Annotated in this window: 15 protein-coding genes; 12 read left to right on the top strand and 3 right to left on the bottom strand. The window is 70.2% G+C overall.

What is annotated here, in order from left to right; translation table 11 throughout:
- The first annotated feature begins 44 nt into the window (after positions 1-44).
- A complete protein-coding gene (locus tag AC3EN4_RS17115; protein WP_435206776.1) occupies positions 45-458 on the top strand; it encodes a DUF485 domain-containing protein in 414 nt (137 codons plus the stop codon).
- Between the two features lies 1 nt (position 459).
- Complete coding sequence (locus AC3EN4_RS17110; protein ID WP_435206775.1) at positions 460-2100, top strand: sodium/solute symporter; 1641 nt, start codon at positions 460-462, stop codon at positions 2098-2100.
- A gap of 478 nt (positions 2101-2578) precedes the next feature.
- Here AC3EN4_RS17110 and AC3EN4_RS17105 read toward each other — a convergent pair whose 3' ends face one another.
- Entirely contained in the window at positions 2579-3025 is a 447-nt protein-coding gene (locus AC3EN4_RS17105) for a hypothetical protein (protein WP_435206773.1), read from the bottom strand.
- A 194-nt stretch (positions 3026-3219) separates the two neighbouring features.
- On the opposite strand from AC3EN4_RS17105, the gene AC3EN4_RS17100 reads away from it, so the two are divergent.
- Entirely contained in the window at positions 3220-3984 is a 765-nt protein-coding gene (locus AC3EN4_RS17100) for an ABC transporter ATP-binding protein (protein ID WP_422737471.1), read from the top strand.
- On the top strand, positions 3969-5678 hold the full coding sequence (locus AC3EN4_RS17095; RefSeq protein WP_435206772.1) for an ABC transporter permease: 1710 nt from the start codon (positions 3969-3971) through the stop codon (positions 5676-5678). Before AC3EN4_RS17100 ends, AC3EN4_RS17095 begins: the two co-directional genes overlap by 16 nt.
- Here AC3EN4_RS17095 and AC3EN4_RS17090 read toward each other — a convergent pair.
- A complete protein-coding gene (locus AC3EN4_RS17090; protein ID WP_435206771.1) occupies positions 5675-5875 on the bottom strand; it encodes a DUF397 domain-containing protein in 201 nt (66 codons plus the stop codon). The genes AC3EN4_RS17095 and AC3EN4_RS17090 overlap by 4 nt on opposite strands.
- Positions 5872-6657, bottom strand: a complete 786-nt coding sequence (locus AC3EN4_RS17085; protein WP_422737474.1) for a helix-turn-helix domain-containing protein — start codon at positions 6655-6657, stop codon at positions 5872-5874. Before AC3EN4_RS17085 ends, AC3EN4_RS17090 begins: the two co-directional genes overlap by 4 nt.
- A 448-nt stretch (positions 6658-7105) precedes the next feature.
- Here AC3EN4_RS17085 and AC3EN4_RS17080 point away from each other — a divergent pair, with 448 nt between their 5' ends.
- From AC3EN4_RS17080 to AC3EN4_RS17045, 8 genes are all read left to right on the top strand, one after another.
- The gene (locus AC3EN4_RS17080) at positions 7106-7858 is read left to right on the top strand and encodes a flavin reductase family protein (protein WP_435206858.1); all 753 of its coding nucleotides are present in this window, start codon (positions 7106-7108) and stop codon (positions 7856-7858) included.
- Positions 7859-8033: 175 nt separating this feature from the next.
- Entirely contained in the window at positions 8034-8399 is a 366-nt protein-coding gene (locus AC3EN4_RS17075) for a DUF485 domain-containing protein (protein WP_435206769.1), read from the top strand.
- Positions 8377-10068: a solute symporter family protein gene (locus AC3EN4_RS17070; RefSeq protein WP_435206768.1), complete on the top strand. Its 1692-nt coding sequence runs from the start codon at positions 8377-8379 to the stop codon at positions 10066-10068. Before AC3EN4_RS17075 ends, AC3EN4_RS17070 begins: the two co-directional genes overlap by 23 nt.
- 80 nt (positions 10069-10148) lie before the next feature.
- The gene (locus AC3EN4_RS17065) at positions 10149-11126 is read left to right on the top strand and encodes an NAD-dependent epimerase/dehydratase family protein (RefSeq protein WP_422737476.1); all 978 of its coding nucleotides are present in this window, start codon (positions 10149-10151) and stop codon (positions 11124-11126) included.
- Between the two features lie 76 nt (positions 11127-11202).
- Positions 11203-12426, top strand: a complete 1224-nt coding sequence (locus tag AC3EN4_RS17060) for an LCP family protein (protein ID WP_435206767.1) — start codon at positions 11203-11205, stop codon at positions 12424-12426.
- A gap of 180 nt (positions 12427-12606) precedes the next feature.
- Positions 12607-13866, top strand: coding sequence for an LCP family protein (locus AC3EN4_RS17055; RefSeq protein WP_422737478.1), 1260 nt, complete (start codon positions 12607-12609; stop codon positions 13864-13866).
- Between the two features lie 257 nt (positions 13867-14123).
- Positions 14124-14999 (top strand): LCP family protein, encoded by an 876-nt coding sequence (locus AC3EN4_RS17050; RefSeq protein WP_435206766.1) that lies wholly within the window; start codon positions 14124-14126, stop codon positions 14997-14999.
- A 58-nt stretch (positions 15000-15057) separates the two neighbouring features.
- Entirely contained in the window at positions 15058-15393 is a 336-nt protein-coding gene (locus AC3EN4_RS17045) for a rhodanese-like domain-containing protein (protein WP_435206765.1), read from the top strand.
- The last annotated feature ends 1 nt before the right edge of the window (position 15394 follow it).

The following is a 15394-nucleotide window of genomic DNA, read 5'->3' as shown; positions in this document are numbered from 1 at the left end:
GCGTCGGCGCTTGACAATCGCGCGAGGCGGGCAAGACTGCCGGGGTGGCCAAGCAACTCCCTGACGTGGGGTCGGGCGGTGCGGTCCCGCCGCCCCGGCGGGCCCGAATCGTGCTGGCCGACATCACCCGGCGGGACACGCGTGCCGAGCGGACCCGCGTGGAGCTGGCCCAGCAGACCCAGGTCGGCGAGGCGCTGGTCCGTGGCCTGGTCCGGGCCCAGCTCGCGCTGGCGTTGCGGTTGTCGCTGGTGGTCGTCATCGGGCTGGGTGGGTTGCCGTGGCTGTTCGCCATCGCGCCGTCGCTCGGCCGGACCACCGTGGCCGGCGTGAACCTGCCCTGGCTGCTGCTCGGGGTGGCCTCGTTCCCGTTCCTGATCGCGGTGGGCTGGGCCTACGTGCGGCTGGCCGAACGCAACGAGCAGGACTTCACCGACCTGGTGCAGCGGCCGGAGCACTGACGTGGGCAACGACTACGTGGTCCCGGCGATCGTCGCGGTCACCCTGGTCACCGTCGGCATCGGCTTCTACGGGCTGCGGCTGGCCCGGACCACGTCCGACTTCCTGGTCGCCTCGCGGGCGATCAGTCCGACCTGGAACGCCGCCGCCATCGGCGGGGAGTACCTGTCGGCCGCGAGCTTCCTCGGCATCGCCGGCCTGGTCCTCAAGTACGGCGTGGACGTGCTCTGGTATCCGGTCGGCTTCGCGGCCGGTTACCTGGCCCTGCTGCTGTTCGTGGCGGCGCCGCTGCGCCGCTCCGGCGCGTTCACGCTGCCCGACTTCTGCGAGCTGCGGCTCGGGTCCCGCCGCCTGCGCATCCTCGCCACCGCCTTCGTGATCTTCATCGGCTGGCTCTACCTGGTGCCGCAGTTGCAGGGCGCCGGCCTCACGCTGGCCACGGTCGCCGGCTCCCCGTACCCGGTGGGTGCTCTGCTGGTCGCGGCCGTGGTCACCGCGAACGTGGCGCTCGGCGGGATGCGGGCCATCACCTTCGTCCAGGCGTTCCAGTACTGGCTCAAGTTGACGGCTCTCGCCGTACCCGTGATCTTCCTGGCGTTGCAGTGGCAGGCCGACGCCCGTCCGGCGGTGACGCCGCCGGACGGACCGACGTTCCGGGCAGCGACCACCGTCGTGGTCGAGCACCGCGCGACCCTCACCCTGGCCGACGGTGACATCCGTGAGGTACGCCCCGGCGACGAACTGACCTTCGCCGCCGGCGACCCGGTGCCGCAGGTGTCCGGGGTGGCCACCGACGCGGCGGACTGGTTGCTGCCCAGCGCCGCGGGGGCCGACGACCGGGGCCTGTTCGGCACGTACTCGCTGATCCTGGCCACCTTCCTGGGCACCATGGGCCTGCCGCACGTACTGGTGCGTTTCTACACCAACCCGGACGGCGCGGCGGCCCGCCGGACGACGCTCGTGGTGCTGGCCCTGGTCGGCGTCTTCTACCTGCTGCCCACCCTGTACGGGGTGCTGGGCCGGATCTACACCCCGCAACTGCTGGTCAGCGGGCAGACCGACGCGGTGGTGGTCCTGCTGCCCGGCGCGGTCCTCGGCGACGGGCTGGCCGGGCGGCTGCTCGCCGCGCTGGTCTCGGCGGGTGCGTTCGCCGCCTTCCTCTCCACCTCGTCGGGCCTGCTGACCAGCGTCGCCGGGGTGATCTCGACGGACGTGCTCGGCCGGGGCTCGGTACGCGGCTTCCGACTGGCGACCGTCATCGCCGGGGGCGTGCCGGCGGTACTCGCCCTGCACGTCTCCGGCCTGGACGTCTCCCAGGTGGTCGGGTTGGCCTTCGCCGTCGCCGCGTCGAGCTTCTGCCCGCTGCTGGTGCTGGGCATCTGGTGGCGCGGGCTCACCGACCTGGGCGCGGCGGCCGGGGTGCTGGCCGGCGGCGGAGCGGCGATCGGCGCGGTGCTGGTCACCGTCCTCGGCCCACCGCTGACCGGCTGGCCCGCCACCCTCACCGCGCAGCCGGCCGCCTGGACGGTACCGCTGGCGTTCACCGTGATGGTCGCGGTCTCGATGGCGACCCGCCGCCGGGCACCAGCCGACGTAGCCGCCACCATGCTCCGCCTACACACCCCCGAAGCCCTGCGCCTCTAGCGCGGCGTCCCGCACCCCTAGCTCCGCGATCTTGCACTTTCTGTCATGGCAAAAGGTGTGTTCTTCGCACTACGGCAACCGAGAGCGCAAGATCGGCGCGAGGGTGGGTGGCTTCGGGTCAGGTCCCTTCAGTCGGTGGCTCTGGGGTGGCCCGTGCCAGCGTGTTTGACCCAGCAGGTGCGGGTGTCATGGTCGGGGAGATACCAGATGCGGCCGCCAGCCGTGACCTCGTACTGCCACTGAGGCAGCGCTTTGCCGTTGTGCGTGGCGGTGGCGAGCGAGCCTCTGAGAGGGTGCTGCCTGCTGGTCGGTGGTGACGGGCAGGGGTCGGATTCGATGGCATCGAAAGCTGCCCGGGTGTTGGCTGCCGCCTGGCGGCACAGCTCCTCCCAGCCCTTGGCCGCGTCGTTGGTGGCGAACCGTAGGGCGTAGCCGCCAGGGCGGGGCGGCGGCGCCGCCCGGTCGCCGCGCCTGGCGCTCACTCGGCGGCCGGTCGGGGCACTGCCCCGAAGTCGTCAGAGCTGGGTGTGGCCAGAACGCGGTGCAGGTCGGGATCGGCGTGAACTTCGGCGCTGTGCCGCCACTCGGTAAGCAGCTGCGAAATGGCTGCGGTGTTTCCCACCGCCGCAGCAGCCTCTGCCACCTCGACGAACTCGGTGGCCATCTGCTCACGGTCCTCTGATGGCAGGAACCGCACCCAGGGCAGCACGGTCGGCAGCGCCTCACGCACCAGAGTCGGATCCCGCCGCACCACGCTGGCCAGCAGCCGGGCGGTCAGGTCCACGACCTCACCCTCGGCCGTTGCCCGGTCGGCCGACATCAACACCAGATCAGCCGCGTCGCGGCGGCGCAGCCGCACCGCACGCGCGTGGGACAGCCGCTCGGCTGTCTCAGCGGGCTGCCGCAGCAGCTCCGAGAACGGCACGGACTCCAAGGGCATCGACACGACATCAACACTACTTCAGAAGTCTGGAGATCGCACGAATTCCACACTGCAGGCCGCTGTTGATCGAGTACAGGTCGGCGATGGAGCGGATCAGGCGGCTACGTCTCGGGGATGATCGTGCGTCCGACTTGCGCCGGACGGTGGAACTGGCAATCGGCGGATAACGTCGGGCCATGACTGGTGAGCATCCCGCGCTCGTGCTGCGTGGTCTGGCTAAGCGGTTCGACGGCACGGTGGCGGTCGCCGGTGTCGACCTGGACGTACCGGCCGGGTCCTTCTACGGGCTGCTCGGTCCGAACGGCGCCGGCAAGACCACCACGCTGTCGATGGCGGTCGGCCTGTTACGGCCGGACGCCGGCGCGGCGTGGGTGCTCGGCCAGGACGTGTGGCGTGATCCGGTCACGGCCAAGCAGTTGCTCGGCGTGATGCCCGACGGGGTACGGCTGTTCGACCGGCTCAGCGGCGCCGAGCTGCTGGCGTACCACGGGCTGCTGCGGGGGATGGACCCGGCGGTGGTCGACCAGCGGGCCGCGGAGTTGCTGGACGTCCTGGCGCTCGGCGACGCCGGTCGGACGCTGGTGGTGGACTACTCGGCGGGCATGAAGAAGAAGATCGGCCTTGCCTGCGCCCTGCTGCACGGCCCCCGGGTGCTGGTGCTGGACGAACCCTTCGAGGCGGTCGACCCGGTGTCGGCGGCGCTGATCCGCGACATCCTCACCCGGTACGCGGCCGGGGGCGGCACGGTGGTCTTCTCCAGTCATGTGATGGAGGTCGTCGAGCGGTTGTGCTCGCATGTGGCGATCCTGGCCCAGGGCACCATCAAGCGGGTCGGCACGATCGCGGACGTCCGCGGCGACCGGTCACTGGAACAGGTCTTCGTCGAGGTGGTCGGCGGGCGTACCGCGACCGGTGACGAGTTGTCATGGCTGTCTCGGTGAACCCGGCCACCGCGGCCACCGCACCCGCCACCCCGGCGCGCACGGTCTCCGCGCGGCACTTCGTACGGCTCAAGCTGCGGGTGATGGGCAACAACTTCCGGGGCCAGGGCTGGCGGATCGCCATGTTCGTCGGCGGGGCGCTGCTCGGCCTCTGGTTCGCGGCCTGTGGCTTCTTCCTGTTTGCCGCGCCAGGTATGACGGGCAACGGCCGGTACGCGGTGCTGGTCGCGGCCGCCGGCGGGGGCCTGCTGGTGCTCGGTTGGCTGCTGCTGCCGCTGGTCTTCTTCGGGGTGGACGAGACACTCGACCCGGCCCGGTTCGCGCTGCTACCGCTGCCGCGCCGCACCCTGGTCGTCGGCCTTTTCGCGGCCGCGCTGGTCAGCGTGCCGGTGCTGGCGGCGGCGGTCGCCTCGCTGGGGCTGGTGCTGACCGCCTGGGCGTTGGGCGGTTGGTCTGCCGGCGTGGTGGCCGTGCTCGGCGTACTCACCGGGTTGCTGCTCTGTGTGGCCGCCAGCCGCGCGGTGACCAGCGCCTTCGCCAGCATGCTGCGGTCCCGTCGGGTCCGCGACCTGGCTGCCGTGCTGCTGGCGGTGACCGCCGCGCTACTCGGCCCGTTGCAGGTCTTCGGCCTGGCGGCACTGCGCCAGACGGACTGGACCCGACTGACCGGGCCCGCCTCGGTGCTCGGGTGGACGCCGTTCGGGGCGCCGTGGACCGCCGGCATCGACGTGGCGCAGGGACGGGTCTGGGCCGCTCCGCTCAAGCTACTGATCACGGTGGCCGCGATCGGCGCCCTGCTGGCCTGGTGGTCGCGGTCGCTGGAGTCGGCCATGGTCGGTTCGGCGACCGCCGGCCGGGCCCCGGCCCGAGGCGGCGTCGAGGGCGGGGCGGTCGCTCAACTCTTCCCCCGCGCCGCCGGCTGGGCCCGGCGGGACCGGTTCGGCGCGCTCGTCGCCCGGGAGGCCCGCTACTGGTGGCGGGACGCCCGCCGCCGCGCCAACCTGATCACCATCGCGGTGGTCGGCATCTTCGTGCCCGTCCTGGTCAACGTCATGGGTGGGGACTTCGCCTCGCAGGACGGCGGGTTCACCGCGGCGGTCGGCGACAGTTCACCGGTCGTGGTCACCCTCTCGCTGCTGCTCGTCGGCATCGTCGCCTCGGCCACGCTCGCCAACCAGTTCGGCTTCGACGGCAGCGCGTACGCGGCGAACGTCGTGGCCGGCGTTCCCGGTCGGGTCGAGCTGCGCGCGCGGATGACCGCGTTCTCGCTGTACGTCCTGCCGATGCTGATGGTCGTCGCGGTGGTGCTGTCAGTGCTGCTCAGTCGACCGCAGTGGTTCGGGCTGATGGTCGGCAGTCTGCTCGCCACCTACGGCGCCGGACTGGCGGTGAACAGCTTTCTCTCGGTGCTCGGGGCGTACTCGCTGCCGGAGACGAGCAACCCGTTCGGCATGAACAGCGGCGCCGGCATGGCGAAGGGGGTGCTCACCCTGCTCGCCATGATCACCACGGCGGTCATCGGGGTGCCGATGGTGGTGGCCGCCGCGCTGCTCGGCGACGCCTGGCTCTGGCTGGCCCTGCCGCTCGGCACCGCGTACGGGCTGGGTGCGGCGCTGCTCGGCGCGTACCTGGCCGGTGACGTACTGGACCGGCGTCAGCCGGAACTGCTGGCCACCGTCACGCCACGCCGCTAGGCGGCCGGCCCGCGAGACGCGTGGGCGGCGAGGAAATCGGTCCAGGCCGACGGGCTGAACGTGAGCACCGGGCCGGACCGGTCCTTGCTGTCCCGCACCAGCACGACACCGGGCAGATTTTCCGCCACCTCCACGCAGTTGCCACCGGAGTCGGTCGACCGGGTGGAGGTGCGCCAGCGCGGCTCAATCATCGTCATGGTGTCACCTTCAGCTTCCGAATCAGGTCCATCGACGCACCTGTGGACAGTGCTTCGCCGAGCAGACTATCCCATTTGCGATCAATCAATCGGAGCATCTGCGGGTCGTCCATTACGTGTCCGCGAGCAGCATTCTCCAGGTAAAGCACCCTGTCTCCGTCGGGCAGGTCGGCGAATACGAAGCCGCCACCGAACCCGACGTGCTCGCCGACGCTCAATGGAATGACGTGCAGCCGCACGAACGGAAGGTCTGCCACCTCAAGCAGTCGACCGAGTTGGGCATTGAGCACGGTGTGGCCGCCCACAGGGCGATGCAGGCCCATCTCATCCACCAGGAAGACACAATGCGGCGGCACCTCCTGGGACAAGAGCCGTTGACGTTCCAAGCGAACCGCGACAAGTTCGTCGACCACGGCCGGCGGCTGCAATCCACCCGCCGAGATGACGGCGCGGGCGTATTCCTCGGTCTGCAACAGGCCGGGCACAAGACATGCCTCGAAGGCACGGAGGCGCGTCGCCCGCTGCTCGTAGCCGCGCCACGGAACGAACCACGATGGGCCGTGCTCGTGGTCCGCAGCCTTGAGGAGTTCGGCGAGGAGGCCGCCGGTGGCCAGGGCTTCGTCGGCGGCCACCGCGAATTCCATCGTCGGTCGGCGGCGGCCGGTCTCGATGGCGGCCACCGTGGACGGACTCCACCTGATCAGGGTCGCCAGGGCCTCCTGGGACACGTCGGCACCGGCCCGGGCGGCCTTCAACGCCCGTACCCACATCTCGATGTTCATCCTTACCTCTCCGGTAAGTACGTGACTGCGGTGCGTAGTAAGCCCTGGAATCCTCCCGTGTCCACGCCGCGCCGTCCAGGGTGGAGAGCACGCGGCCCGGCCGGTGGAGGCGATGACCCGGCGGCTGGTCCTGCGTCGGGGCCGTCCCGGTCATTCCCCCGGTCGGGGCGGCCCCTTGATCGACCGGGAGGAGGTCAGCCGTGCTCGAATTCATTCCTGGTCGGGGCGGGACGCGGTGGTCGTACTCGATGAGGAACGTGGCGGCGACGGCCGTGCCGGGCGCGATCGAGCCGGCACGCGGCGGCGCGGCGCGGCGCGATCGAGGACCTGACATCCCGACGAGCGTGATGCCTGTCAGGCATCAAGATGACTCACCGGCATCACGCTCACTGAGGTACTGCCTCCTGCCGGCCGCCGGAGGTGTGGGGTGAGCCGGCCGCACCTGCCGATGCGGCCGGTGTGGCGGTGTCGGGGCTGCGGCGCGCACTGGCCCTGCCAACCGGCGCGGCTCGCGCTGCTGGCCGAGTACCGGGACGACCACACGGCCCTGCTGTTCTACCTGGGCACGCTGATGGCGGAGGCGGGCGACCAGCTCGCCCGGCTGAACGGGCGACCCGCCGACCTGCACGCGCGCTTCCTGGGTTGGGTGCGGGACCGGGGCGGCACAATGTTTCACGTGAATCATGAGCCGGGTGCCGAGATCCACCACACCGACCCGTTCGCGGTGCCGACCGGCCAGCGGTCACCGGCCCGCCGGCTGCGGGGTCGGCTCGCCGCGCCGGTCACCCTCTGGACCGCGCCCGGCCCGGCGGGTCTGACGGTGTCGTCGACACTGGTCGCCGAGGGGGAGCCGGACCGGCTGCTCGGGCTCATCGACCCGGAGTCCGACCTCTGGGCGTCCGTCGAGGAGGCGGGCCGGTTCGCCGTCGCGCCGCTCGGCCCGCCACACCGGCAGCTCGCCGACCGCTTCGCCGGCCTCTTTCCCGCGCCGGGCGGGCTCTTCGCCACCGGGTCGTGGACCGAGACGCCCTACGGGCCGGTGCCGTCCGACGCCGGCGGCTGGGCGGGGTGCCGGCTGGACACCGCCCGGGAGTACGGCTGGGGCCTGCTGGTGGAGGCCACCATCGAGGCCGTCGACCTGGTCGAGGACACCACGCCGCTGCTGCACTACCGGGGGCGGTACCACGAGCTGCCGGGCTGACCAGGCTCCCGGGACGCGCGACCGGTCACCGGGGTGACCTGGGTCACTCGGCGCACCCAGCCAACCGCTCGGCGCAGTCGACGACCGGCGTCGATCTCGACCTTCCCCGTCGGGGAGCGTGCCTCCTACGGTGCGCGCAACTACCCCCGACGCCTGTGAAGGTGGTGATCCACAGATGTCCACGGACACACCCGCGCCGACCGCTTCCCAGCCGGACAAGTACCTGGCCGTACAACAGTCAGACGAGTTCGCCGGGTTGCGGCGCGCGTTGCGCGGCTTCGTCTTCCCGATGACCGTCGCGTTCTTCCTGTGGTACGCGCTCTACGTCATTCTCTCCGCGTACGCCCGGGACTTCATGGGCACGAAGCTGTTCGGCAGCAACATCAACGTTGCGCTGGTCTTCGGCCTGCTCCAGTTCGTCTCGACGTTCCTGATCGCCTGGCTCTACTCCCGGTACGCGGACCGGAAGATCGACCCGGTCGCCGACCGGATCCGCGCCGAGATCGGGGAGGTGACCCATGACAACGGTCCACGCGGCTGACCTGCTCCTCGCGGCCGACGCGACGAACCACACGGCCCGCAACCTGACCATCACGCTGTTCCTGGTGTTCGTGGCGGTGACCCTGGGCATCACCATCTGGGCCAGCCGGCAGACCAAGACGGCCACCGACTTCTACGCTGGCGGCCGCTCCTTCTCCGGATTCCAGAACGGCATGGCGATCGGTGGCGACTACATGTCGGCCGCCTCGTTCCTGGGCATCGCCGGCATCATCGCGCTCTACGGCTACGACGGCTTCCTCTACTCGATCGGCTTCCTGGTCGCCTGGCTGGTCGCGCTCCTGCTGGTCGCGGAGCTGCTGCGCAACTCCGGCCGGTACACGATGGCCGACGTGCTGGCGTTCCGGATGCGGCAGCGTCCGGTGCGCACGGCGGCTGCCGTCTCCACCATCACCGTGTCGATCTTCTACCTGCTCGCCCAGATGGTGGGTGCCGGTGCGCTGGTCGCGCTGCTGCTCGGCATCAAGCCGGGCACCACCTTCCTCGGCATGGACGCGGCCACCGCCAAGGTGGCGACCATCATCATGGTCGGCGCCCTGATGATCATCTACGTGACCGTGGGTGGCATGAAGGGCACCACGTACGTGCAGATCGTCAAGGCGTTCCTGCTGATGAGCGGCGCGCTGCTGATGACCGTGCTGGTGCTGGCGAAGTACCACTTCAACCTGTCCGAGCTGCTCGGCGCCGCCGCGTCCGCGTCCGGCAAGGGCGACAAACTCCTGGAACCGGGACTCCGGTACGGCGTCGAGGTGGCCGGGAACGCCACGCAGACGTTCTACAACAAGATGGACCTGCTCTCGCTCGGCATCGCGCTGGTGCTCGGCACGGCCGGTCTGCCGCACATCCTGATCCGCTTCTACACGGTGCCGACCGCCAAGGCCGCCCGTAAGAGCGTGCTCTGGGCCATCGGCATCATCGGCACCTTCTACCTGCTCACCCTGGCCCTGGGCTTCGGCGCGGCGGCCATGGTGGGTGGTGAGGCGATCACCGCCCAGGACAAGGCCGGCAACACCGCCGCGCCACAGTTGGCCGAGGCGCTCGGTCTGGAGTTCTTCGGCGGTGAACTGGGCGGGGCGGCCCTGCTGGCGATCATCGCGGCGGTCGCCTTCGCCACCATCCTGGCCGTGGTCGCCGGGTTGACCCTGGCCTCCTCGTCCAGCCTGGCGCACGACTTCTACGCCAACGTGCTGAAGAAGGGGGAGACGTCCGAGCGCCAGGAGGTACGGGTCGCCCGGATCTCCGCGCTGGTGATCGGCGCGATCTCCATCCTCCTGTCGATCTACGCGCAGAACCTCAACGTGGCGTTCCTGGTGGCGCTGGCCTTCGCGGTCGCCGCCTCGGGCAACCTGCCGGCGATCCTCTACAGCCTGTTCTGGAAGCGGTTCAACACCTCCGGCGCGGTGTGGGCGATCTACGGCGGTCTGATCTCGGCCGTGGTGCTGGTGTTCTTCTCACCGGTGGTCTCGGGCGCGGCGACGTCGATGTTCCCGGACCACGACTGGCAGTGGTTCCCGCTCTCCAACCCGGGCATCCTGTCCATCCCGTTCGGGTTCCTGTGCGGGTTCGTCGGCACCCTCATCTCGAAGGAGCACGACGAGGACAAGTACGCCGAACTGGAAGTCCGCTCCCTCACCGGCGCGGGCGCGCACTGACGCGCTAGTTGTCAGGGCCCCCTGCACAACGCGCCAGGCGTTGGCAGGGGGCCCTTCCTTCGGTCGGTAGGCTGGCCGGCATGAAGGTTGCTGAGCGATTCGGTTCCGGTCACCGCGTTCTCGTCACCGGCGGCGCCGGTTTCGTCCCGTCGCACCTGGTCGACTCCCTGATCGCCCGGGGCTGCACGGTGGTGGCGCTGGACAACTTCGTCACCGGTTCCAAGGAGAACGTCGCCCACCTGCTGGACCGGCCAACCTTCACCCTGGTCGAGGCGGACATCTCCGACGGTCTGCCGACGCACCACCCCGCGCTGGCCGAGCGCTTCGACGCGATCCTGCACATGGCCTCGCCGGCCAGCCCCACCGACTTCGCCCAGCTACCGGTGGAGATCCTCCGGGTCGGCTCGGTGGGCACCCTGCACCTGCTGGAGCGCGCGGTCGCCGACGGCGCCCGGTTCCTGATGGCCTCCACCAGTGAGGCGTACGGGGACCCGAAGGAGCACCCGCAGCGCGAGACCTACTGGGGCAACGTCAACCCGATCGGCGTCCGTAGCGTCTACGACGAGGCGAAGCGCTTCTCCGAGGCGGCCACCATGGCGTACCACCGGTACCGGGGGCTGGACGCCGCGATCGTGCGGATCTTCAACACGTACGGCCCGCGGATGCGCCCGGACGACGGTCGCGCCATCCCCACCTTCATCTCCCAGGCGCTGCGCGGCGAGCCGATCACCGTGCACGGCACCGGCAACCAGACCCGGTCGATCTGTTTCGTCGAGGACCTGGTGCGGGGCATCCTGCTGCTGCTCGACTCGACCGAGACCGGCCCGATCAACTGCGGCACCGAACACGAGATGTCCATGCGTCAACTCGCCGAGTTGATCGTGTCGCTCTCCGACAGCAGCTCGCAGGTGACGTACATCACGCGCAGTTCGGACGACCCGGAGATGCGCCGCCCCGACCTGACCCTCGCTCGTGAACTGCTCGGATACGAGCCGACCGTGACGCCCGAAGACGGCCTCCGACGCACGATCGAGTACTTCCGGGCGCGGCTAGGGTAACCGGCTCGGCGTGGACCGCCGATCGCTGAGTGTCGCCTGAGGGCGGTAGTGGCCCTCGCTACGTACTCTGATTTGCATGTCAGCGACCCCTGCCGGCGTTCCCCACCCGTACCTGCACCGCAGCGCCGGGCGCGCCTCGGTGCCCGGCCCCGACCGTGGTGCCTCCGGACGCGCGCGTCCAGCCGAGACGCGCTGGTACCCGTCGCACGACGACCGGCGGGTCGGCCCGGGCGGTCCGGTGGGACCGACGGGACCTGGTGGGCCGGGTGGCGCCGGCGGGTCGGGACGGCGTGGGCCACGGCCGAGGTGGGGGCGGATCGGTCTGGTGGCCGGCATCACGGTGCTGGTGCTGGCACTCCTCGGTGGCCTGGGCGCGTGGCTGTACGCGCGCAACCTCAACAACGACCTGGCCCGCACCGACCCGTTCGCCGAGATCACCGGCGGTCGGCCGGCGAAGCCCGTCGACGGCGCGCTGAACATTCTGCTGGTCGGCAGCGACTCACGGGACCCGGACGCGCCGGTCGACTCGAAGAGCCAGTGGCGGGCCGACACGATCATCGTGATGCACATCCCGGCCGACCACCAGGAGGCGTACCTGGTCTCCATCCCGCGTGACCTGTACGTGCCGATCCCGGAGAGCGCCGGCGCGGACTGCGGCTCCGGCCGGCGTGCGAAGATCAACGCGGCGTTCGCCTTCGGTGGCCTGCCGCTGGCGGTCCGTACCGTGGAGTGCTTCAGCGACGTCCGGATCGACCACGTCATGGCGATCGACTTCGGTGGGTTCAAGGAGGTCACCGACGCCCTCGGCGGGGTGGATCTGAAGGTGGAGCGGACCATCACCTCGATCCACAAGCCGTACCGGACGTTCACCAAGGGCACCAACCACATGGACGGCGCGGAGGCGCTGGACTGGATCCGGCAGCGCAAGCAGTTCCCGGACGGCGACTTCGCCCGGATGCGGCACCAGCAGGAGTTCCTGCGGGCGCTGATGGACAAGGCGGCCAGCACCGGCACCCTGGCGAACCCGAAGAAGCTCAACGACTTCCTCAAGTCGGTCACCGCGGCGGTGACCGTCGACCAGGGTTTCTCGTTGACCGATATGGCAGTGCAGTTCCGCAACCTGCGCGGTGAGAACCTCACCTTCCTGACCAGCCCGAACTCGGGCAGCGACACGATCAACGGCGAGTCGGTGGTGGTCTCGGACCGGGAGAAGGCGCTGGCGATGTACAAGGCCATGTCGGCGGACACCATGGCGGACTGGGTGAAGGCCAACCCGCCGAAGAACTCCGACGGCGGATGAACGCGGAGTAACACGGCGGTTTACCCAACGCGAGTCGGGCTCACCGTTTCGGTGATCGAGTACGACCGATCGCACGGTTGACGGTACCTGTCGTCCCAATTGAGTCCAGATGAACTCGCAAAGTCGAATTGATGTACGTACAGTGGTGCCGCCCCCTCCTGATCACGAGCTGGAGCACGAATGCCGGTTCAGGCCAGCCGTCGCCCTCCGTCCACGAAATCCGCCGCAGCGAGCGGCCGGATCGCCGCGTCGATCCCGATGCAGCCCGGCCCGTCGGGCGGCGGCCCGGGCGGTCGTCCGCCCGGTGGCGGCGACAACCGGACGGGCGGCAAGGGGCCGGCGAAGAAGCGGCCCCGGCGCAAGGATCCGCTCTGGGCCCGCCTCACCGTGGTCTTCGGTGCGGTGCTGATGCTCAGCAGCGGGGTGGCCATCGTCGGCTCGAAGGTGCTGATCGGTCAGGCCACCGGCGACATCGCCCAGCGCAACCTGCTCGGTGAGGCCGGCAAAACCGACGCCGAGGGCGGCGCGAGCCTGGACGGCCCGATCGACATGCTGCTGCTCGGTGTGGACGCGCGGGAGCGGTGGGCCGCCGACGACGTCCGGTCGGACAGCATCATCATCCTGCACATCCCGGCCTCGCACGACCAGGCGTACCTGATCTCGATCCCCCGGGACACCGAGGCGCAGATCCCGCCCTTCAAGAAGAGCGGCTTCCCCGGCGGCACCGACAAGATCAACGCTGCTTTCCAGGCCGGCGCCCGCAACGGCGGCGGCTGGGAGGGTGGCGCCCAGCTGATGGCCCAGACGATCAAGCGCCTCACCGGCGTCAGCTTCGACGGCGCGGCGATCATCAACTTCGGCGGCTTCAAGAACGTCATCGACACGCTGGGCACGGTCAAGATCTGTGTCAGCCACGAGGTCAAGTCGAAGCACATGTCGTTCGTCGACGGCAAGCCGATGTGGAACGCCGACGCCAAGAAGACCGGCAAGTCGATGACCCCGGTGGTGCACAAGAAGGGCTGCCAGGAGATGGAGGGCTGGGCTGCCCTCGACTACGCCCGGCAGCGCTACGGCCTGCCCGGCGGCGACTACGACCGGCAGCAGAACCAGCAGCAGCTGATCAAGGCGATGGCCCGTAAGGCCACCGACGGCGGCATGCTGACCAACCCGGCCAAGATGAACTCGTTGATCAAGGCGGCCGGCAAGGCCTTCGTCCTGGACACCGGCGGCGTGCCGATCGAGAACTTCATCTTCACCATGCGTGGCGTCACCGCGAACGAGTTGACCATGTTGAAGACCAACAACGGCAACTTCAACGGCAACGGCAACAACCGCGAGGCGTTGAACGCCGAGACGATGCAGATGTTCGAGGCGGTCAAGCAGGACAAGCTCGCCGAGTTCGTCTTCAACCACCCCGAGGTGATCTCCGGCCGCAAGTGAGCGGGCCTCGAGTCGCGGAAAGCCCGGCGACCGTCCCGTCACGGACCGTAGCCTGACGTGAGCACTGTTCACGTATCGGCTGCGGGGAGGCGGTCACGTCCAGGTGGGGACGGAACGCGGCCGGCCGGGCACGCCCGGCCGGGCCACGCCGCGACCGCGGGCCACGCCTCCTGCTCGGCGTCGGCCTGGCCCTCGTCCTGCTGGCCGGGCTCGCCGTGGTCGGCCTCAAGACACTGAGCCATCGGTACGACCGTACGGTGACCAAGGAGCAGTTGCTCGACGCCGACGCCCGTACCGACCGGACCGACCTGGACGGGGCGCTCAACTACCTGCTGGTCGGCACCGACCGACGCGCCGGCAGCAGCGAGCCGGACCAGCGCTCGGACACCATCCTCATCGTGCACGTGCCCGCCGGGCGGCGTGCGGCGTACCTGATCTCCATCCCGCGTGACCTGCTGGTGGCGATCCCACCGGCGAACGGCTTCGGCGGCGGCCCGGACAAGATCAATGCCGCGTACGAGCACGGTGGCGGCGGACCGGCCGGCACCCGGCTGCTCTCGAGCACCCTGAACCAGCTCACCGGCATCCGGTTCGACGGCGCCGCCCTGGTCGACTTCTCCGGCTTCCGGAAGGTGATCGACCTGCTCGGCGGGGTGCAGATGTGCGTCGACACCGAGGTGCGCTCGATCCACACCAACCGGGTCTTTCCCACCGGCTGCCAGCGGATGGACGGGGCGCAGGCGCTGGACTACGTACGGCAGCGCTACGACCTGCCCGGCGGCGACTACGACCGGCAGCGCCACCAACAGCAACTCCTGCGGGCGATGCTGGACAGCGCCGGCGACGCCGATCTGCGCAACAACCCGGTCAAGCTGGACCAGGTGCTCCGCGCGGTCGGCGGCTCGTTGACCGTCGACACCAACGGCGTACCCCTTGAGGACCTGCTCGTCGCGCTCCGCGCGCTGCCGCCCGACGGGATGCGCGGCGTCCAGGTGCCCTCGTCGCCGCAGACCATCGACCAGGTCTCGTACGTGGTGCTGGACAACGGCGGCAACGGGCTGTTCGAGGCGGTCCGGGGCAGCCGGGTACCGGCCTGGGCGCAGGTCAACCCGCGCTGGGTGACCCGGTTGTGACCGTGGCGACGGCCGGGTCGGTGCCGATCCGGCCCGCGAGGATCTAGTGTTGCTTCCTGTGTTCGGACCCCAGGTTCCCACCGTGCCCGTGACCGAGATCGACGACGACACCTACCTGCTCGACGTGCGGGAGGCCGACGAATGGGCGGCCGGCCACGCCCCCACCGCCCACCACCTGCCGATGATGGAGTTGCCGGCACGGCTGGCCGAGGTGCCGACCGACCGGGACGTGGCCGTCATCTGCCGCTCCGGCGGACGATCCGCCCAGGTCGTCGCCTACCTGGTCAACAACGGCTGGGGACAGGTGCGCAACGCGGACGGCGGGATGCGCCAGTGGGCGGCGGTCGGCCGACCGGTGGTCGACGCGAACGGGCAGCCCGGCCAGGTCATCTGAG

The sequence above is a fragment of the Micromonospora sp. bgisy143 genome (assembly GCF_057708145.1).
Note: the sequence above shows the minus strand (reverse complement) of the source record. Positions and strands in the feature narration are given on the sequence as shown.